A 19,218-nucleotide genomic window follows, 5' to 3' on the forward strand; every position below is an offset into this window, starting at 1 on the left:
TCCGTATCCGAGCCAGTACGGCCTCCGGGCACCTTCCGCTCCCGAAGGTATCCCCAATCGTGCTGCCCGCGCCGGCGCTCGCGGACACGGTGGACGGCGTCGTCGCCCGGCCCATCGCCGAGGAGTCCCTCGTACGCTTCCTGTACTGCTGCCGGATCGGCACGGCCGGGGCGCCGGCCATCGTCACCCGGCTGGAGAGGTGCCTGACCGAGGCCGCCGCCGGCCTCCCACCCCCAGCGTGACGGGCGTTTTCGAGCCCCGGCCGCCCCGCCGCCCCGGCCGCTCCTTCGGCGCGCCGCTCACCGCGTAGGCCGCGGCCCGCTGCGGCCCCAGCCGCGAGCCCTGGCGGAACGCCGTCGCGAACGCCGACCGGCCCAGCGCCGCGCGGGCCAGCCGCGTGCAGCGCTCGTGCCAGGTCGCGTGGTAGCTGATCCACTCGGGCGAGGTCCCCACCGCCTGCCACATCGCGTGCGCCGCCCCCAGCAGCGCGGCGGCCCGGTCGTGCTCGTCCCGCGCGCCCGCGAGCCAGGCCAGCACCTCCAGGCACTGGGTCAGGCACCACCGGTCGTTGATCCCCCCGGTGAACTCGGTGGCCGCCGTCAGCAGCGCCTCCGCGCGCCGGCGCTCGCCCAGATTCCAGTGCGCGACCCCGAGCGCGAGCTGCGCGTACGCGCGGAAGACCAGGGCGCGCCGGCTCTCGCACAGGGCAAGGAGCCGCTCGCCGCACTCGGTCGCCTGGCGGGGCGTCTCGGTCGAGCCGTACGCGGCCCCGATGTAGAGGTCGAACATGATGCCGTCCATGTCGCCCGTGGCCTCGTGGAAGGCGAGGGAGTCCCGGATCAGCGCCAGGCCGCGCTGGGCGTCGCCGCTGAGGAACGCCGCGACGCCCGAGCTGCGGATGCCGCGCGCCACGAGGTTCTCGTCGCCCTCCCTGCGCGCGAAGGCGAGGAATTCCTCCAGCCCCCGCACGGCCGCCGCCGGCCGGCCCTGGCGCACGGCGAGCAGGCTGTCCGCCCAGAGCCCCACCGCATGGCACCGGCTCTGCTCCGGCACCCGTTCCAGGCCGCGTCCCAGCCAGTAGCGGCCCTCCGCGAACGACCCGGTCAGCAGCCAGAAGCACCACATCGCCGAGGCGGCCTCCAGCTCCGTCGGCGCCAGCGCCGGATCGCTCAGGCACATCTCCAGGGCGACCCGGATGTTGGGCAGCTCCCGCTGCAGGAGCAGGTAGCGGTCCAGCTGCTCGGGGACCATCCGGTCGATGCGGTGCTCCTCGACCAGGTCCCGGTAGTGCTCGACGTAACGCCGGCGCAGCCGCCGCTCCTCGGGAGGCGGCAGCTGCTCGCACCCGTACGCGCGCAGGGCCTCCGGCATGCGGTAGCGGGGACCGTCCCTGACCAGGACCGACTTGTCCACCAGCCCGGTCAGGTGGTCGAGCACGTCGAGCCGGTCGATGCCGTCGCCGGAGCAGACCGCCTCGGCGGTCTCCAGGTCCGCCCCGGAGGGGAACAGCCCCAGCCGCGCCCACAGCCGCCGCTCCCCGGCCGAGCAGAGGCGGAAGCTCCACTCCATGGTCGCGCGCATCGTCTGGTGGCGGGGCAGGGCGGCGGGCGCCTTTGCGACCAGCACGTCGAAGCGCTCCTCCAGCTCCCGCGCCAGGCGTTCGAGCGGCATGGACCGCAGCCGGACCGCCGCCAGCTCGATCGCCAGCGGGATGCCCTCCAGGCGGCGCACCAGCTCCGCCACGGGCGCCACGTTGCGCGCGTTGAGCCGGAAGCCGGGCACGGCGCCCGCCGCGCGCTCCACGAACAGCCGGACGGAGTCGTGGCGGCCGACCTCCCGGACCGTGTGGCCGCAGCCCGGGCCGGGATCGGGAGTGGACAGCGGGGCGACGGTCAGCACCTGCTCGCCGGAGACCCGCAGGGTCTGCCTGCTGGTCGCCAGGACCTGCAGCCGGGGCGCGGAGCGCAGCAGCCGGTCCACGAACCGGGCGCAGACCCCGCTCAGGTGCTCGCAGTTGTCCAGGACCAGCAGCATCCGCTTGCGGGAGAGGTGGTCCACCAGCACGCCCATGGGATCGCGGCGCACGTCGCGCAGCCCCAGCGCCATGGCGACCTCCGACTCCAGCAGGTCGCCCGTCTCCAGGGTGGCCAGCTCGACCACCTCGACCCCGTCCTGGTACGCGTCCCGCAGCAGCTCCGCGGCCCTGAGCGCCAGCCGGGTCTTGCCGACGCCGCCCGCGCCCGTCAAGGTGAGCAGCCGGGACCTGCCCAGCATCTTCCGCATCGTGGACAGCTCCTGGGCCCGCCCGACGAAGGTGGACTTGTCGGTCAGGACGCCGGAGCCGGACCTCATGGGGCGCCCCCGGGGAGCCGGCCCTGCTCGCCGACCCAGGCCGCGATCTGGGAGCGCGAGTTGAACCCGAGCTTGGTCAGGATGTGCTCGACGTGCCCCTCGGCCGTTCGCTGGGCGATCACCAGCGTGGAGGCGATGGCCTTGTTGGTCATGCCCTGGGCGACGAGCCGGGCGATCTCCATCTCCCGCCGGGTGAGCGGCGAGGGCTGGGCCGCCGCCGCGGGCTTGGCCGGTTTCACGTCCTCGCACATCGCGTACGCGAGCGCGTCGGCCGGGGTGAGCTCGGTGCCCCTGCGGAAGGCGGCCTCGAACGCCTCCTCGCCGAGGCGCTCGCGCGCCAGCGCCTCGGAGGTGTCGTGGTGGCCGGACAGGTAGCCGAACGGGGGAGCGCCGAACGACCGCCAGCGCTCCTGCGAGGCCCCGAACAGCACGGCGGCGCGCTCGGGCGTGCCGTCGGCGGCCATCCAGGCCAGCGCCTCGATGCACAGGGCGGTGCCCAGGCGGTCGTCGAAGGGCTCCTTGTGCCGGATGGCCTCGCGCTCCATCTCGACCGCCCTGGCCACGTCGCCCTCCCGCCACACCTCGATCCCGTACACCCACAGCGTGTACGACCTGAACCAGTGGTCCTCGCGGGCCTGGCAGGTCTCCAGGCCCTCGGTGAAGCGCGTGACGGCCTCGCCGGGATGGCCGAGCAGCGAGTGGGCGGTGGCCAGGTACAGCAGCGCGTTCACCACCCCCATCGGGGCGTCCGCCTCGCGGTAGCCCGCCACCGCCTCCTCCAGCAGGTCCGCCGCGCCGGCGATGTCGCGCTGGAGCAGGGTCGCCAGGCCGCGGACGTAGGAGATCTCGGCGAGGATCGCCGCGCTGTCGAGCTGTTTGGCCAGCCCGCGGGCCTCCTCCAGCATGTCCGCCGCCAGCGCGAAGTCGCTCTGCAGCACCGCCAGCCGCGCGTTGACACACAGCGCGTTGGCGCGGGCGGTCGCCGCGGCGTCACCCTCGGCGTCATTGGACGCGAGCAGGCGGTCGAGCCAGTCACGCGGCTCCCGCAGCGACCCGGTCGCGATCCAGTAGAACCGCAGCGACGTGGCGATGGCCAGGCCGCGCACCGCCTCGCCCGGCGTGGTGAGGCAGTAGTCGAGGGCGCTGCGGATGTTGCCGTGCTCGGCGCGCAGGCGGTTGAACCAGGCCACCTGGTCGGGGCCGAACCACTCCCGCTGCCCGCGGCTGGCGAGGTCCTCGAACCAGTCGCGGTGCCGGGCCCGCAGCGCCGCCTCGTCGCCCGACTCGCGCAGCCGGTCGCGGCCGTACTGGCGGATGGTCTCCAGCAGCCGGTAGCGCACCGTGGTCTGGTCGCCCTCGCGGGCCAGCACCGACTTGCCCACCAGGCCGACGACCAGATCGACGACCTCGTCGGGCTCGATGCCGTCGCCGGCGCACACGTGCTCGGCCGCCTCCAGGTCCAGACCGCCGGAGAACACCGACAGCCGGCCCCAGAGCAGCCGCTCCTGCTCGGTGCAGAGAGCGTAGCTCCAGTCGATCAGCGCCCGCAGCGTCTGCTGGCGGGGCAACGCGGTGCGCGCCCCCATCGTGAGCAGCCGGAACCGGTCGTCCAGCCGGGCCAGCAGCTGCTCCACGGAGATCGCCCGCAGCCGGACCGCCGCCAGCTCGATCGCCAGCGGGATGCCGTCCAGCCGCCGGACGATCCGCGCCACGCTGTCCTGGTTGTCCTCGGTGATCTCGAACCCCGGCAGCACGGACTGGGACCGGTCGGCGAACAGCCGGATCGCGTCGAACTGCTTCAGCGAATCCGTGGACGACCGCGCGAGGTCGAAGTCCGGCATGGGCAGCGGCGGGACGGCCATCGTCTGCTCGCCCACGACGCCGAGCGTCTGCCGGCTGGTGGCCAGGATCCGCAGGCCGGGCGCGGCGCGCATGAGCGTCTCGGCCACCGTGGCGCATTCGTCGAGCAGATGCTCGCAGTTGTCCAGGATGAGGAGCATTCTCTTGTCACGCAGATGATCCGTGAGCACCTCGATGGAGGGCCGCACTGAACGGTCCTGGATTTCCAGGCATTCCATCACCGTCTGCACCAGCAATTCGGGGCTCTCCAGCGCCGCGAGCTCGACCAGCCACACTCCGTCGGGGTAGCTGCGCCGCAGGTCGAAACCGACCCGCATGGCGAGGCGGGTCTTGCCGACGCCGCCGACGCCGATCAGGGTCACCAGCCTGGCATCGGACAGCAGCCGCTTGACCTCGGCGATCTCGTGCCGCCTGCCGATGAAGCTGTTGAGCTCAGAGGGCAGGTGGCAGGAAACGATCGGTGCGGTCATGGTCATGAATGCTCCAACGGCTCCGGCGCCCGGGGCACCGCGCCGCCAGTGCCCCAGTCTCCACTCCCAGATTATTCGGTGAAGGTACCCCTCGCACTTTGTCGTTTCCGCGCGGGTGACGTCGGCCAAGCAAATCCCCATTTTCCGGAAAAATTGGGAAAAGGGGGAGACTTAATGGCGGCGCACTTTGCCGATGCGTGGACATAGCTTTGCCCGGCGGGATTTTGTCTTTAGACATTTCGGGCATGGGTGCAGACGGCGACCGGGAGTTTCAACTCGCCGGGAAGGAGACGATCATGGCGACGTCAACGTCACCGTTCGCATTCCACCGTGGTGGCTACTCGGGCTGGCTCGGATTCGCCGGGACCCTCTCGATGGTGCTGGGCATCTTCAACATCATCGAGGGCGTCATAGCCCTGTTCAAGACGTACTTCTTCGTCACGCCCGGCGGCCACCTGCTGGTGTGGAACTACACCGCCTGGGGCGTGATCTGGCTGGCGATCGGCGTCCTGCAGTTCCTGGTGGGGCTCGGCGTGCTGGCCGGACAGACCTGGGCCCGCTGGACCGGGGTCGTGCTGGCCGGCCTGGCGATGATCGGCCACTTCGCCTTCATGGTGGCCTTCCCGATCTGGTCGATGATCGCGATCGCGCTCTGCATCCTGGTCATGTACGGCCTCATCGCGCCGCCCAAGGGCGCGACCGGCGTTCCCGGGTCCGGGTGACGCGTCAGTCGAAGGATGTACGCCGACCTCCTCAGCGGGCAGGAAGCCTTGCGGTCCAGGCCGTCCTAGCGTTATGGGAAACGGCCCCGATCGAAAGAGGTCCCCATGGCTCCTGCCCGCAAGACGTTCCTCACCGGACTGACGGTCTTCGTCATCGGGCTCGCGCTGTGGCTGTTCGGGACCGACGTCGAGATCGTCGTGTTCGTCCCGTCGAAGATCGGCCTGGTCATGATGGTGCTCGGCGCCATCGAGGCCGCGTACGGGCTCTACCGGATGGCCAGGAGCGAGCGTGCCTGACGGCCGGTCAGAGCCAGCCGGCCTCGGTGGCGATGCGGACCGCGTCCAGCCGGTTGCGGGCGTCGAGCTTGGTGACGATCGCCCCCAGGTAGTTGCGTACCGTGCCCCTGGTCAGGTGGAGCGCGGCGGCGATCTCCGGGAGGTCGTCGCCGCCGGCGGCCCGGCGCAGCACCTCCACCTCGCGCGGTGACAGCGGGTTCGCCCGGGCCGCGATGGTGGCCGCGGCGAGGGCCGGGTCGACCACCGTCTCGCCCGCGTGGACGCGGCGCACGGCCGCCGCGAGGTCGGCCGGCGGCGCGTCCTTCAGCATGAACCCCTGGACGCCGGCCGCCAGCGCCCTGCGCAGCACCTCCGGCCGGCCCAGCTGGGTGAGGACGAGCACCCGGCAGCCCGGGACCCGGTCGCGGAGCACGGCGGCGGCCTCGATGCCGTCGATCCCGGGCATCTGCACGTCCAGCACGGCCACGTCGGGCCGGTGCGCCAGCGCCGCGGGCAGCACCGCGTCCCCGTCCGCCGCCTCGGCGACGACCTCGATGTCCGGCTCCAGGCCCAGGAGCGAGGCGAGCGCCCCGCGGATGAGATGCAGGTCCTCGGCCAGCAGCACCCGGATCACTCTCGACTCCCCCCGAAGCGTGGGGACCATGATAGTTCCGATGTCCGGTTCGTGCGTTTCACATGCCGGATCGAGGTGCCTGGCACTGGTCCGGGACCGGCCGGGTTCGCGATCTTGGGAGGCATGCAGAAAGTCCTGTTCCTCGGCCTGACGACCGCGCTGCTGGTGTGCGGCCTGTCCGGCAGAGCCGTAGCCTCGACCGACCTGGAGGACGTCGGAACGCTGGTCGACCAGGTGGTGCCCGCGCAGCTCGCCGCGCACGACATCCCCGGCGCGGCGGTCACGGTGGTGTCGGGCGGCCGGCAGGTCTTCTCCCGCGGGTACGGCTACGCCGACCTGGCCGGGCGCGTGCCGGTGGACGCGGCCCGCACGGGGTTCTTCACCGCCTCGACGGCCAAGACGTTCACCGCGATCGCCGCGCTCCAGCTCGTCCAGGAGGGCAAGCTCGACCTGCGCGCCGACGTCAACACCTACCTGAAGACCTTCAAGATCGAGAACACCTTCCCCGGGCGGCCGGTCACCCTGGAGCACCTGCTGACCCATACGGCCGGCTTCGCGGACAACGTGCTCGGCTCGTCCTGGGAGGACCCCGCCGCCGCCGAGTCCCTGGCCGAGGTGGTCAAGAACGGCCGGCCGGAGCGGGTGCGCCCGCCGGGGACCGTCCTCGCCTACGACAACTACGCCTACAACCTCGCGGGCTACCTGGTGGAGGTGGCCTCGGGGCGGCCGTTCGCCGAGTACGTGCGCTCGCGCGTCCTGGCGCCGCTGGGCATGGAGGGCACGTCGTTCGAGGCGCCGCTGCCCGCCGCCCTGGTGGGCACCCTGGCCCAGGGATACAACGGAGACGTTCCGTACAAGCGTTACTACGGGTCGCCCGCGTCCGGGGCCGGGCCCGTCACCACCGCCGCCGACATGGGACGCCTGATGATCGCTCTGCTCGGCGACGACCCCCGCCTGGGCAGGAACGTCGGCACGACCATGATGAGCCGCCACTACACGCAGGACGCCCGGCTCCCCGGCATGGGGTACGGCCTGGAGGAAAGGGTCAGGAACGGGCGCCGGATCTTCTCCAAGGGCGGCGACATCAACGGCTTCCACCACGTCCTGGCCCTGCTGCCCGACCAGCGGACCGGCGTGTACGTCGTCTTCAACGGCGAGGACTCCGCGGCCTCGGCCGGCGAGCTGGTCGACCGGATCGTCGACCGCTACTTCCCCGGGAAGCAGGAGGCGCCGCGGCCGGTGCGCGGGGACACCTCGGCGTACGCGGGCACGTACACCCCGACCCGGATCCGCGGCGACCTGCTGAGGGCCGGCGCGCTGTTCGGCAACGTGACCGTGGAGGCGGCGGGGGACGGGACGATCACCACGACGGGCCTGTCCCGCGATCCCGCCAGACCCGTGCAGACGTGGCAGCTCGTCGGGCCGGGGCTGTTCGCCGAGCGGGGCGGCCAGGAGCGCATCGCCTTCGACGGCCACGGCCTGCTCGCGGGCGGCCACCAGGAGGAGGCGGCCACGTTCGAACGCTCGGCCGCCGGCCTGCACGTGTGGCTGGTCTACGCGGGCCTGGCCGCGTTCGCGCTCGCCGGGCTCGGGATGCCGGTCGCGGCGCTCGTCCGCAGGCTCCGGGGCAGGCCCGCCCGGCACCGGAGCGCGTGGTGGCTCGCCTGGCTGACCAGCGTGCTCGTCCTGGTCTTCGCCTACGGCTTCGCCGTCACGATCGCCGTCGCGCCCACCGACGCCGTCTTCCTCGGGTCCCCGCTGCTCACGGCCGCCCTGATCGCCTCGTCCACGGCGTTCGTGCTCACCGGCGGGGTCCTGGCCTGCTCGGCGGGCGCCTGGTGGAAGGGCTGGTGGGGCCCGGCCGGGCGGATCTCCTACACGGCCTTCGCGCTCGTCTCGGCGGGCTTCATGGCCGTCGCGTACGCGTACGGCATGGTCGGGGGCGTGTTCGGCTGATCCCCGCCGGGGACCCGGACCCGGGCCGTGGGATGCTTGGCCGCGAAACGGTGAAGGTCGTCTCGCGGTGGGGATCGAGTGTCCACCCTCATCATCCTGGTCGTGCTCCTCCTGCTGGTGATCCCCCCGGCGGCGGGACTCCCGGGCGTGCCGGCGCTGCTCTCCCTCGGCCTGCAGCTGCTGTGCTCGCTGCCGGCGACCCGGCGGCTGCGGGGCTGGTGGCTGGTGGCCGGCCAGGCGGCGCTGTTCGCCTGGATGGGGCCGGTGCCGTTCGGCGGGCCGTCGGCGTTCTTCACCGCCTCCGTCCTGCTGGTCGCCCGGGGGCCGCTGCGGTGGGTGCTCTTCGGCGGCGTGACGGCCGCCGCGGGCGTCGTGAACCTCGGCGCCGACGCCTACGTCTGGGTCAACGCGGTGGGCAACACGGCCACCCAGGGGCTGGTCGTGTTCGCCCTCACCCGGCTCAGCGACCTGCGCGACGAGCTCCACGCCACCCGGGCCGAGCTGGCCGCGCGGTCGGTGGCCGAGGAGCGCGAGCGGGCCGGCCACGACCTGGACGCGGTGCTCGGGTCCACGCTGTCACGCGTCATCGGGCTGGCCGCAGCCGGGCGGGCCCGGGAGATCCCGCCGCTGACCCGGCGGGCGGCGCAGCAGGTCAGGCAGCGCCCCGAGCCGCCGCCGCTCCCGCCGCCCGGCGACCTGACCCCGCGGCTCGCGCTGCCCATCCTGACGGTCGTCTACCTGTGGGTCCCGGTCGCCGCGATCATCGTCGTCGCCCGCGCGCCGGTGCCGGCCGGGCTGCGGGTGGCGTACTGGGTCGCGGTCATCGCGGTGGTCGCGCTGCAGGCCTACCACGCGCTGCCGCGGCCTCCCGGCGCCCGGCCGAGGCACGCCGCCTGGACGCTGCCCGCGCAGCTGCTGCTCGCGTGGCTGCCGCTGCTCGAACCGGACCGCCCCTACTACCAGCTCGTCGGCTGGGCCGCCGCCGCCCTGCTGATCGTGGTCCCCGCGCCGCGCCTGGCCTGGGCGCTGTACGCGGCGGTGGTGGCGAGCGTGCCCGCGGTGCTCCTGGCCCGGTCCGGCTCGGCCGCGGGCATCCCGGCGGCCCTGGTGGAGGTGGTCGGCATGTCGGCGATGTTCTACGGGCTGACCGCCGTGACGCGGCTGGTCTACCAGGTACGCGAGTCGCGGCTGGCGCTCGCCGGGCTGGCCGCGGCCCGGGAGCGGCGCAGGATCGCCCAGGACGTCCACGACCTGATCGGGTACGGCCTGTCCGCGATCACCGTCAAGGCCGAGCTGGCCGCCCGCGACCCCGCCCGCGCCGAGGCCGAGCTGGCCGGCGTCGTCACCGTGGCCCGCACCGCGCTCGCCGACCTGCGCGCCATCCCCGGGGACGGCGAACCCGGACTCAGCCTGCCCGCCGAGCTGGCCTCGGCCCGCGAGGTCCTCGAGGCCACCGGCGCGGTCGTAGAGATCGACCACGATCACGCCCGCCTGCCCGACGGCCTCGACGCCGTGCTCGCCGTCGTGGTCCGCGAGGCGGCCACCAACGTGCTCCGCCACAGCGAGGCCCGCCACGTGACGATCACCCTGTCCACCGGCGACGACCTCGTACGGCTGCGCGTGGACAACGACGGCGTCACCGGCCGCCCCGCCGAGCCCGGCCAGGGCGTCGCCAACCTCACCGCCCGCCTCGCCGCCCGGGGCGGCCGCCTCACGACCGCCTCCCGGGACCACCGCTTCCGGCTCGACGCGACCCTGCCCGCGCGGCGCTGACCCGGTTGTCACATTCGCGGCGGCCAGTACGTCTTATCTGCGTAGACGCGCCTTACCTGACAGCGAGGTGAGCCCCTTGATCCCCTATACCGATCCCGACGCCTGGCGGATCGCCATGGACGCCAGCGAGGTGACGCTCTCGGCCGGTCTCGGCAGCGGCGACTTCGACGGCTCCTTCTACCTGAGCCCGGCCGGGTCGCTGGCGGGCTTCACGCTGCGGCTCTGCCTGCCCGGGATGCCCGAGCTCCTGTGGGAGTCGGTGAGCCTGGCGGGCGGTCCCGAGGTCCGGGGGAGCAGCCGGCTGCTGCTGGACGGGCGGGTGGCCCGCGCCGACGTGTCGGGGCTCTGCGCGCGGGTGCCCGTGGGGCGGGCCGGGAGCTCGTACCTGAAGATCGTCCTGACCGCGGCGTTCTCGCCCCTGCGGCTGCGCCGGCCCAGGTGGCGGCTGCGGCCGGTGACGCTGCGCCTGTTCACCGAGATCCGCCCCGCCGAGTCCGGGTGACTCCGGACGCTTCGTAAATGTACGAAGCGTCACGGCACAACCGGCGATCCCGGCTAACCTGCCGTCTCATGATGTACGGCCCCCAGCAGCAGCCACCGCAGCAGTACAACGCCCCCTACCCCCCACAGCAGCAGCCCGCCTTCGCACCGCCTCCCGTGGTGATCGACGTCGGCCGCGACGCCAAGGTGAAGGCGCTGATCGGCGGCTCCGTCGCGGGGGTCATCGGGCTCATGGCGGTCTTCTCGGCGCTCGCCGGGCAGACGACGGGCGGCGCGGGCTCCGCGGTCGCCGTCCTGGTCCTCGGGCTGATCTTCCTGTTCATCGGGTTGCTGCCGATCATCACCTGGCGCAAGCTCAGCCGGCCGCGCAAGCTCGTCTTCGACGCCTACGGCGTGCGCTGGGACGACCCCCAGGGCCGCCCGTGGGCGGCCCCGTGGGCCGAGCTGTCCGGCGTGGGCATCTCGCGCACGCAGCAGCGCCGCGTCAAACTGGCCGACTACATCATGCGCAAGACGATGGTCCGCCTCGACCTCTTCCCGGCCGACCCGGGCTTCCGCGGGCGCCATCCCGACCTGGAGCACCTGTGGGAGTTCCACACGGTCAAGAACGGCTACCGGCTCCCGCTGGGCTCGAACCCCAAGTACATCCCGGTCATCGAGCACGCCATGCGCCAGTACCGCCCGGCCATCTACCTGGGCATCCGCGACGAGGGCTTCATGGTGGGCCTGGTCTGAGGCGATCAGCCGAAGTCCAGGAAGACGGTCTCCTCGTCGCCCTGCAGGTGGATGTCGAACCGGTAGACGCCCGCCCGCTCCTCCACGGGCACCAGCGTCCGCCCGCGCTCGGGGGGCAGCGAGCCGAGGAAGGCGTCCGGGACGAAGTAGATGCGCGTGTAGAGATGGTGGAGCAGGCCGCGGGCGAACACGCAGACGCTGATGTAGCCGTTGCCGGGCGGGAGCGTGCGCAGGGCCCAGCCGCCGTCGGCGTCGGTGGCCACCCGGCCGAACCCGGTGAAGCCGACGCCGCTCCTGCCCAGCAGCGCGCCGCTGACCTGGTCGCGCCGGAGCGTGCCCGGCGCGCCCGCGAGGCTGCCGGACGGGTCGGCCTGCCAGAACTCCAGCAGCGCGTCGGGCACCGGCTCGCCCGCGCCGTCGTAGACGTGACCGTGGACGACGATGCCGCCTTCGGCGAGGTCTCCGCCGCGCGGGATCGGCAGCGCGTAGCCGTAGAACGGGCCCACGGTCTGCGAGGGGGTGGGGTTCATCGGCCCTCCTCCATCCAGGTCGCGGCGGGGCCGTCCAGCACGATGTCCCACCGGTAGCCCAGCGACCACTCCGGCACGGACAGGTCGTGGTCGTAGGCCGAGACCAGCCGCTGCCTGGCCCGCTCGTCGGTCACGGAGTTGAGCACGGGGTCGTAGGGGAACAGCGGGTCGTTCGGGAAGTACATCTGGGTCACCAGCCGCTGCGTGAAGGCCGTCCCGAACACCGAGAAGTGGATGTGCGCGGGCCGCCAGGCGTTGACGTGGTTGCGCCACGGGTACGCGCCGGGCTTGATCGTGGTGAAGGCGTAGCGGCCCTCGTCGTCGGTCAGGCAGCGGCCCACGCCGGAGAAGTTGGGGTCGAGCGGCGCGGGATGGTCGTCCCGCTGGTGCGGGTAGCGGCCCGAGGCGTTGGCCTGCCAGATCTCCACGAGCTGGCCGCGTACCGGGCGGCCGTCGCGGTCCAGCACCCGCCCCTGCACGGTGATCCGCTCGCCGAGCGGCTCGCCGGCGTGCTGCCTGGTCAGGTCCGCGTCGAACGGCGCGACGTCGGCGACGCCGAAGACCGGCCCGGCCAGCTCGGCCGCCTCCGGGTCCTTCAGCGCGACGAGCGGCTGTTTGGGGTGGCGCAGCACGCTGCTGCGGTAGGGGGCGAAGTCGCGGTCGGGATGGTTCGCCCGCTCGCCCGCGCGGGCCTGGTGGACCTCGGCGATCTCGCGGTCGATGTCGGCCTGGGTGAGGGGTGGGGTCATCTGCGGCTACCTTTCCAGGACGACGGCCAGGCCCTGGCCGACGCCGATACAGAGGGACGCGAGCCCGGTGCCGGAGCCGGCGGCGGCGAGCCGGTGGGCCAGGGTGCCGGTGATGCGGGCGCCGGAGGCCCCGAGCGGGTGGCCCAGGGCGATGGCGCCGCCGTCGGGGTTGACGATGGCGGGGTCGAGGTCGGGCAGCTCGGCCAGGCAGCCGAGCACCTGCGCGGCGAACGCCTCGTTCAGCTCGGCCGACGTCAGGTCGCCGAACCCCTTGCCCGCCCTGGCCAGGGCTTTGCGCGACGCCTCGACGGGGCCGAGCCCGAAGTAGCGGGGTTCGAGCGCACTGGCCGCGCCGGCGACGATCCTGGCCAGGGGCTCGCGGCCGCGCAGCCCCGCCTCGTCGGTCAGCAGCAGGGCGGCCGCGCCGTCGTTGAGCGGCGAGGAGTTGCCCGCGGTGACCGTGCCGCCGTCCTTTCTGAACACCGGTTTGAGCCGGGCGAGCTGGTCCAGGCCGGTGTCCTCGCGGATGCCCTCGTCCCTGGTCAGCCCGCCGATGGGGACGATCTCCCGCTCGAACGACGCCTTGGCCGCCCTCTGGTGGCTGGCCAGCGCGTACGCGTCCTGCTCCGCCCTGGCGATGCCGTGCCGGTCGGCGATCAACTCGGCGCCCTCGCCCAGCGGCACGGTGTGCTCGGCGGGCATCCTCGGGTTGACCAGCCGCCAGCCGAGCGTCGTGGAGACCAGCTCCTGCCCGCCGGCCGGGAACGCCCTGTCCGGCTTGGGCAGCACCCACGGCGCGCGGGTCATCGACTCCACGCCGCCGGCGATCACGGTGGAGGCGTCGCCGAGGGCGATCATGCGGTACGCCTGGATGACGGCCTCCATGCCGGAGCCGCACAGCCGGTTGACGGTCACGCCCGGGGTGGTCACGGGCAGGCCGGCGAGCAGCGCGGCCATGCGGGCGACGTTGCGGTTCTCCTCGCCGGCGCCGTTGGCGTTGCCGAGGATCACCTCGTCGGGGGCCTGCACGTCGTTGCGCTCGGCGACGGCCCTGACGACGTGGGCGGCCAGGTCGTCGGGGCGGATGCCGGCCAGCGCCCCGCCGTGGCGGCCGAAGGGCGTGCGGACGGCGTCCACGACATAGACGGTGTTCATACCGCCACCTCCGCTTCCGTGCGGTCGCGCAGGTCGGCCACGCTCACGCCGGGCGCGGTCTCGACCAGCCTCAGCCCGTCGCCGGTCACGTCGAGGACGCCGAGGTCGGTGATGATCCGGTGGACGCACTCCTTCCCCGTCAGGGGCAGCGAGCACTCCTTGACGATCTTCGGCGTGCCGTCCTTGGCGGTGTGATCCATGATCACGATAACCCGGCCCGCGCCGTGGACCAGGTCCATGGCCCCGCCCATGCCCTTGACCAGCTTCCCCGGCACCATCCAGTTGGCCAGGTCGCCCCGCGCCGAGACCTGCATCGCGCCCAGCACCGCCACGTCGATGTGGCCGCCCCGGATCATGCCGAACGACAGCGACGAGTCGAAGAACGACGCCCCCGGGAGCACGGTCACGGTCTCCTTGCCGGCGTTGATCAGGTCGGGGTCCAGCGCGTCGGGGGCGGGGTAGGGGCCGACGCCGAGGACGCCGTTCTCCGAGTGCAGGATCACGTCCACGTCGGGCGGCAGGAACGACGGGATGCGGGTGGGCAGCCCGATGCCGAGGTTGACGTAGTCGCCGTCGCGCAGCTCGGCCGCCGCCCGCGCGACCATCTCGTCCCTGGTCCAGCTCATGAGGTGGTCCTCCTCTCGATGCCCTTGTCGGCGGCCTGCTCGGGGGTCAGGACGAGCACGCGCTGGACGAACACCCCGGGCAGGTGCACCTCGTCCGGCTCCAGCTCGGTCAGCTCCTCGACCTCGGCGACCGTGACCCGGCCGGCCATCGCGGCGAGCGGGTTGAAGTTGCGGGCGGCCTTGTTGAAGACCAGGTTGCCGAAGCGGTCACCCTTGGCGGCCCGCACCAGCGCGAAGTCGGTGGTGATGCTGCGCTCCAGCACGTAGGAGCGGCCGTCGAACTCGCGGACCTCCTTCGGCGGCGAGGCCACCGCGATCGAACCGTCCGGGTTGTGGCGCAGGGGCAGGCCGCCGTCGGCGACCGGCGTGCCGACCCCGGCGGGGGTGTAGAAGGCGGGGACGCCGGCGCCGCCCGCCCGCAGACGCTCGGCCAGGCTGCCCTGCGGGGTCAGCTCCACCTCCAGCTCCCCGGCGAGGTACTGGCGGGCGAACTCCTTGTTGTCGCCGATGTAGGAGGCCGTCACGCGGGCGATGCGCCCGGCCGCCAGCAGGATGCCGAGGCCGCCGCCGTCCACCCCGCAGTTGTTCGACACCACGCCGATCCCCGTCACGCCGGTGTCGTAGAGGGCCCGGATCAGGACGTTGGGGATGCCGCTGAGTCCGAAGCCGCCGACCGCGAACGACGCGCCGTCCGACACGCCGGCCAGCGCCTCCTCCGCGGTCGCGACCACTTTGTCTCTCCGCACGACGCTCCATTCATGGGGAGTGTTCGCATAGTGAACTTTAGTTCACTATTGTGATGTCGAGTATGCGTACGTGACCGCGCCCGTGTCAAAGGAGTGCCGATGGAGCCTGCGGGGACCCTGGAACGCGGCCTGGCCGTGCTTCGGGCGCTGACGGCGGATCCCGCCGGGCGCTCGCGCCCCGTGCGGGTGCGCGCCACCGACCTCGTGCGCGCCACCGGCCTGGCCAGGTCCACGGTCGACCGCGTGCTGGCCACGCTGGTCCACCTCGGCTACGTCCGCGCGGAGGGGCGTGACCTGCTGCCCGCGCCGCGTCTGATGGAGCTGGGCGAGGCGTACCTCGCCTGCGGCGGCCTGCGCGACCCCCTCGCGCCGCCGGCCGAGCGGCTCGCGGAGGAGCTGGACGAGTCCGTGTCGCTGGCCGTCGCGGACGGCGACGGGGTGCGCTTCATCGGCCAGTTCACCCGCAGGCGCACCATGTCGGTCGCCTTCCGGGTCGGCGACCTGCTGCCCGCCGACCGCTGCGCGGCGGGCCTGGCCCTGCGCGACCCCGCCGCGCCGTGGGCCGAGGACGACCAGCTCATCGAGCCGGGCCTGGTCGCGGTCGCGGTGCCCGTACGCGACCCGCGGGGGCAGGCGGTCTGCGCGGTGAGCGTCGTCAGCCACACCAGCCGGCACACCGCCGCCAGCCTGCGCGACTACGCGCTGCCCCGGCTGCGCGAGACGGTCGCGGCCATGGAGTCGGCCCTGGCCGAGCCGGCGTCCCGGCCGCCTCTGTCGCCGGGCGACCGAGCCCGCCTCAACGGAGTTGAGGCCATCAACACAGATCTCTCGCGCGCTCTGAAGGAGGAGTTGGGTAGCGGGTACCTGCAGTCGCTGGCCCGTGGCCTGGCCGTGCTGGTGGCGCTCGGCTCGGCCCGCGGCGGCCTGAGCCTGGCCGACGCCGCCAAGACCACCGGGCTCCCGCGCGCCACCGTGCGGCGATCGCTGCAGGTGCTGGCGCGGCTGGGGTACGTGACCAGCGACGACTCCCGCTTCGCGGTGCTCCCCAAGGTGATGGAGCTGGGCTACGCCGCCCTGTCCGAGCGCACCTTCGGCGAGGTCGTCCAGCCGCACCTGGCCGACCTGGTGGCCCGCGTCCACGAGTCCGCCTCGGTCGGGGTGCTGTCGGGCGACGACGTCCTGTACGTGGCGCGGGTGCCCACCGTGAGCATCATGACCGTCAACATCACGGTCGGCACCCGCTTCCCCGCGTACGCCACCTCGATGGGCCGGGTGCTCCTGGCCGACCAGTCCGAGGAACGGCTGGCCGCCATCGCGCCCGAGCCGCTGACCCGCCACACCATCACGTCGCCCGAGCGGCTGAGGGCCGCCGTCCGGCAGGCCGCCGACGACGGGTACGCGCTGGTGGACCAGGAGCTGGAGGAGGGGGTCCGGTCCATCGCGGTGCCGGTCAGGGGCCGGGACGGGCGGGTGGTCGCGGCCGTCAACGTCGCCACCCACGCCAGCCGGGCCACCCGCGCCGATCTGCTCCGCGACGTCCTGCCCGCCCTGACCGAGACGGCCGCAAGAATGTCCGCCGACCTGCGCCACGTCCCCGCGACCCCCTGAGCCGCCAGGGCTGGACCCTAGCGGACCTCCACCTCCGTGATGCGGGTGTAGTCGTTGGCGCCGTTCGAGGCCAGGGCGACGATGCGGACCGCGTCCGCCGTGACCGCGGCGAAGTCCGAGCGGACGCTGCCCGCGGTGTTGCCGCGGACCTGCGCGACCGTCTGCCACTGGCCGTTCAGCCCCGCCTGGACGTCCCAGTCGCGCAGCCCGACGCTCGAGGACGGGTAGCGCTCGGTGTTCAGGGTGTAGAGGTCGACGCGGGAGATCTGCTTGGGGCCGCCCAGCGCGATCGACACCGTGTCCGGCCAGGCCCTGGCCGTGGCGTCGTTCCAGCCGTTGCCCCCGGCCCAGCCGTTCGAGCCGGCGTCGCCGTCGGCGATGCTGCACGGCGGGTAGTTCGCGTTGGTGTGCTGGGACGAGGCGGTGACGGGGCGGCGCAGGGCGAGGTTGCCGCCGTTGTCGAGCTGGTCCAGGGTGACGACCTGGACGGGGACCGACAGGGTGCGGTCCGGCGTCTTCAGGCGCAGCGCGTACTCGCCCTGCGGCGTGGCGGGCGGCACGGCGATCAGCAGCTTCGCGCCGAGCTCGTAGCCGGGCGGCAGGTAGCTGGTCAGCATCGAGCGGGAGGCGGACAGCGGCGCCGTCACCTCGACGGACATGGTCGCGTACGACGGCTTCCTGGCGTCGCTGCGCATGCCGATCTCGAGCTTGGCCGGGCAGGCCGGGTCCACGCCGAGCGGGGCCACGACCCGGTCGGCGCCCGCGATGGGCGTGAGCTTGCCGGTGCCCTTGGAAGCGCCCGACCTGACGGTGAGCGACGGGTTCGACGGTGGCTCGGAGGGGTCCTGCGCCACGGCGGCGGCCGGGGTGGTCAGGACGACGGCGGTGGCGGCCAGCGCGGCGGTGAGGAATCGCATGATCGGTCCTTCCTGTCAGAGCGCGTGCAGGCCGGGCACGCCGTCGAGGGTCACGAGGCTGGCCCTGGTGGAGACCGGCGCGCCGGGCCGGTCCACGTACGGCACCGTCTTGAAGTCCGCCCGCCACTGGCTCCTGGTGACCTCGCAGGAGACGTAGCCGCGCTGGTAGCTGGAGAAGCGGAGATGCGGGTTGACCGGGTCGGTGCCGCCGGGCGGCAGGCCGGTGTTCGGGTTGCCGTTGCCGCCGCTGCTGACGGAGGTGCCGACGAACTCCACGCCGATCGTGCGCGAGGAGGGGTCGTCGAAGTCGGCCTTGAGCTCCCCGGCCAGGTTGTAGTGGATGTCGCCGGTCAGCACGACGGGGTTGCTGACCTGCCGCTCCACCATGCCGTTCAGCACGCGGTCCTTGGCGGCCTTGTAGCCGTCCCAGAGGTCCATACTGAGCTTCTGCGCGGGCCCGGCGTCGTAGTCGAGCTGGATCATGGCGATCTGCTGGGCCAGCACGTTCCACTTGGCGCGGGACTCGCCCAGGCCGTCGAGCAGCCACTTCTCCTGCTCGGCCCCGAGCATCTGGCGGGCCGGGTCGAGCCGCTCGGCGCAGTCGATCTGCTGCCCGTCGCCGCAGACCTGGTCGTCGCGGTACTGCCGGGTGTCGAGCACGTTGAACTCGGCCAGGTCGCCGAAGGAGAACCTGCGGTAGATCCGGGCGTCGGGCCCCTGCACGGCGGGCACCCTGATGGGCAGGTTCTCCCAGTACGCGCGGAAGGCGTTGGCGCGGATGACGAGGTAGTCCTGCTCGGACACCTCGCCGCCGGGACCGAAGCGGCCCGCCCAGTTGTCGAGCACCTCGTGGTCGTCCCAGGTGACGATCCACGGCGCCGCCTGGTGCGCGGCCTGCAGGTCGGGGTCGCTCTTGTAGAGGCCGTACTGGACGCGGTAGCGGTCGAGCGTGTCGCACTGCACCCGGAACTGCTCGGGCACCGGCGTGTTGCGGTTCCCGCCCGAGGGCACGATGCCGTACTCGTAGATGTAGTCGCCGAGGTGGAAGACGACGTCGGGATTCTCCTCGGCGAGGTGGCGGTAGGCGGCGTAGTAGCCGTCCTGCCACGACGCGCACGAGGCGAAGGCCAGCCGCAGCGACTCGGGGCTGCTGCGCGGCGCGGGCGCCGTCCTGGTCCTGCCGACCGGGCTGAGCTCGCCGCCGGTGCGGAAGCGGTAGAAGTAGTCGCGGCCGGGGCGCAGACCCTTGGCGTCCACGTGGACGGAGTGGCCGTACTCGGGGGCGGCCCACGTGGAGCCGTGCCCCGCGCGCCGGGTGAACGCCTCGTCCTCGGCGATCTCCCACTCCACCTTGATCTTGTTGTACGGCAGCCCGCCCAGCGGTTCGAGCGGCCTGACCGCCAGCCGGGTCCAGAGGATCACCCGGTCGGGCAGCGGGTCACCGGACGCGACACCGAGCTGGAAGGGATAGTCGCCGCTCACCGTGGCGGCGGCGGTCCACGGGTCGGCGAGGTCGGTGCTGAACGCCAGGGCTAAGGCGCTGAGACCGAGGAACGAACGGCGCGTGTGCATGCTGCTTCCTCAGATGGGGGGCGAAAGCCCTCACTT

18 protein-coding genes are annotated in these 19,218 nt (G+C 73.1%); 8 read left to right on the top strand and 10 right to left on the bottom strand.

What is annotated here, in order from left to right; genetic code table 11:
* Positions 1-59: 59 nt before the first annotated feature.
* Positions 60-242, top strand: a complete 183-nt coding sequence (locus H4W80_RS58480) for a hypothetical protein (protein WP_192792908.1) — start codon at positions 60-62, stop codon at positions 240-242.
* Here H4W80_RS58480 and H4W80_RS58485 read toward each other — a convergent pair.
* Positions 184-2,352: an ATP-binding protein gene (locus H4W80_RS58485; RefSeq protein WP_192792909.1), complete on the bottom strand. Its 2,169-nt coding sequence runs from the start codon at positions 2,350-2,352 to the stop codon at positions 184-186. The genes H4W80_RS58480 and H4W80_RS58485 overlap by 59 nt on opposite strands.
* Complete coding sequence (locus H4W80_RS58490; protein ID WP_192792910.1) at positions 2,349-4,688, bottom strand: ATP-binding protein; 2,340 nt, start codon at positions 4,686-4,688, stop codon at positions 2,349-2,351. Before H4W80_RS58490 ends, H4W80_RS58485 begins: the two co-directional genes overlap by 4 nt.
* Before the next feature lie 290 nt (positions 4,689-4,978).
* Here H4W80_RS58490 and H4W80_RS58495 point away from each other — a divergent pair, with 290 nt between their 5' ends.
* Together H4W80_RS58495 and H4W80_RS58500 are read left to right on the top strand one after the other, a co-directional pair.
* The gene (locus tag H4W80_RS58495; RefSeq protein WP_192792911.1) at positions 4,979-5,404 is read left to right on the top strand and encodes a DUF7144 family membrane protein; all 426 of its coding nucleotides are present in this window, start codon (positions 4,979-4,981) and stop codon (positions 5,402-5,404) included.
* Positions 5,405-5,509: 105 nt separating this feature from the next.
* Complete coding sequence (locus H4W80_RS58500; RefSeq protein ID WP_192792912.1) at positions 5,510-5,701, top strand: DUF5708 family protein; 192 nt, start codon at positions 5,510-5,512, stop codon at positions 5,699-5,701.
* A 7-nt stretch (positions 5,702-5,708) separates the two neighbouring features.
* On the opposite strand, the gene H4W80_RS58505 is transcribed toward H4W80_RS58500, so the two are convergent.
* Positions 5,709-6,314, bottom strand: a complete 606-nt coding sequence (locus H4W80_RS58505) for a response regulator transcription factor (protein ID WP_192792913.1) — start codon at positions 6,312-6,314, stop codon at positions 5,709-5,711.
* A gap of 123 nt (positions 6,315-6,437) precedes the next feature.
* Here H4W80_RS58505 and H4W80_RS58510 point away from each other — a divergent pair, with 123 nt between their 5' ends.
* The 4 genes from H4W80_RS58510 (at position 6,438) to H4W80_RS58525 (ending at position 11,279) form a co-directional block, all read left to right on the top strand.
* Complete coding sequence (locus H4W80_RS58510) at positions 6,438-8,270, top strand: serine hydrolase domain-containing protein (protein ID WP_192792914.1); 1,833 nt, start codon at positions 6,438-6,440, stop codon at positions 8,268-8,270.
* A gap of 78 nt (positions 8,271-8,348) precedes the next feature.
* Complete coding sequence (locus tag H4W80_RS64235; protein ID WP_192792915.1) at positions 8,349-10,043, top strand: sensor histidine kinase; 1,695 nt, start codon at positions 8,349-8,351, stop codon at positions 10,041-10,043.
* Positions 10,044-10,119: 76 nt separating this feature from the next.
* Positions 10,120-10,545, top strand: coding sequence for a hypothetical protein (locus H4W80_RS58520; protein ID WP_192792916.1), 426 nt, complete (start codon positions 10,120-10,122; stop codon positions 10,543-10,545).
* Between the two features lie 68 nt (positions 10,546-10,613).
* Positions 10,614-11,279 carry a hypothetical protein gene (locus H4W80_RS58525; protein WP_225964286.1) on the top strand — a complete coding sequence of 222 codons (666 nt, stop codon included), beginning with the start codon at positions 10,614-10,616 and terminating at the stop codon, positions 11,277-11,279.
* A 5-nt stretch (positions 11,280-11,284) separates the two neighbouring features.
* Here H4W80_RS58525 and pcaG read toward each other — a convergent pair whose 3' ends face one another.
* Genes pcaG through H4W80_RS58550 form a run of 5 tightly spaced genes read right to left on the bottom strand, consistent with a single transcriptional unit; the run spans position 11,285 to position 15,085 of the window.
* Positions 11,285-11,809 carry a protocatechuate 3,4-dioxygenase subunit alpha gene (gene pcaG, locus H4W80_RS58530; RefSeq protein ID WP_192792917.1) on the bottom strand — a complete coding sequence of 175 codons (525 nt, stop codon included), beginning with the start codon at positions 11,807-11,809 and terminating at the stop codon, positions 11,285-11,287.
* Positions 11,806-12,558: a protocatechuate 3,4-dioxygenase subunit beta gene (pcaH, locus tag H4W80_RS58535; RefSeq protein WP_192792918.1), complete on the bottom strand. Its 753-nt coding sequence runs from the start codon at positions 12,556-12,558 to the stop codon at positions 11,806-11,808. The genes pcaG and pcaH overlap by 4 nt, the downstream gene beginning before the upstream one ends.
* A 6-nt stretch (positions 12,559-12,564) precedes the next feature.
* Positions 12,565-13,713: a thiolase family protein gene (locus tag H4W80_RS58540; protein WP_192792919.1), complete on the bottom strand. Its 1,149-nt coding sequence runs from the start codon at positions 13,711-13,713 to the stop codon at positions 12,565-12,567.
* Positions 13,710-14,339 carry a CoA transferase subunit B gene (locus H4W80_RS58545; protein WP_192792920.1) on the bottom strand — a complete coding sequence of 210 codons (630 nt, stop codon included), beginning with the start codon at positions 14,337-14,339 and terminating at the stop codon, positions 13,710-13,712. The genes H4W80_RS58540 and H4W80_RS58545 overlap by 4 nt, the downstream gene beginning before the upstream one ends.
* Positions 14,336-15,085, bottom strand: coding sequence for a CoA transferase subunit A (locus H4W80_RS58550; RefSeq protein WP_192792921.1), 750 nt, complete (start codon positions 15,083-15,085; stop codon positions 14,336-14,338). The genes H4W80_RS58545 and H4W80_RS58550 overlap by 4 nt, the downstream gene beginning before the upstream one ends.
* 99 nt (positions 15,086-15,184) lie before the next feature.
* Here H4W80_RS58550 and H4W80_RS64240 point away from each other — a divergent pair, with 99 nt between their 5' ends.
* On the top strand, positions 15,185-16,693 hold the full coding sequence (locus H4W80_RS64240; protein WP_192792922.1) for an IclR family transcriptional regulator domain-containing protein: 1,509 nt from the start codon (positions 15,185-15,187) through the stop codon (positions 16,691-16,693).
* Positions 16,694-16,710: 17 nt separating this feature from the next.
* Here H4W80_RS64240 and H4W80_RS58560 read toward each other — a convergent pair whose 3' ends face one another.
* The gene (locus tag H4W80_RS58560; RefSeq protein WP_192792923.1) at positions 16,711-17,610 is read right to left on the bottom strand and encodes a discoidin domain-containing protein; all 900 of its coding nucleotides are present in this window, start codon (positions 17,608-17,610) and stop codon (positions 16,711-16,713) included.
* Between the two features lie 15 nt (positions 17,611-17,625).
* On the bottom strand, positions 17,626-19,182 hold the full coding sequence (locus H4W80_RS58565) for an alkaline phosphatase D family protein (RefSeq protein ID WP_192792924.1): 1,557 nt from the start codon (positions 19,180-19,182) through the stop codon (positions 17,626-17,628).
* Positions 19,183-19,218: the final 36 nt, after the last annotated feature.

Origin of the sequence: Nonomuraea angiospora, from assembly GCF_014873145.1 — a bacterium.
GTDB lineage: Bacteria > Actinomycetota > Actinomycetes > Streptosporangiales > Streptosporangiaceae > Nonomuraea > Nonomuraea angiospora.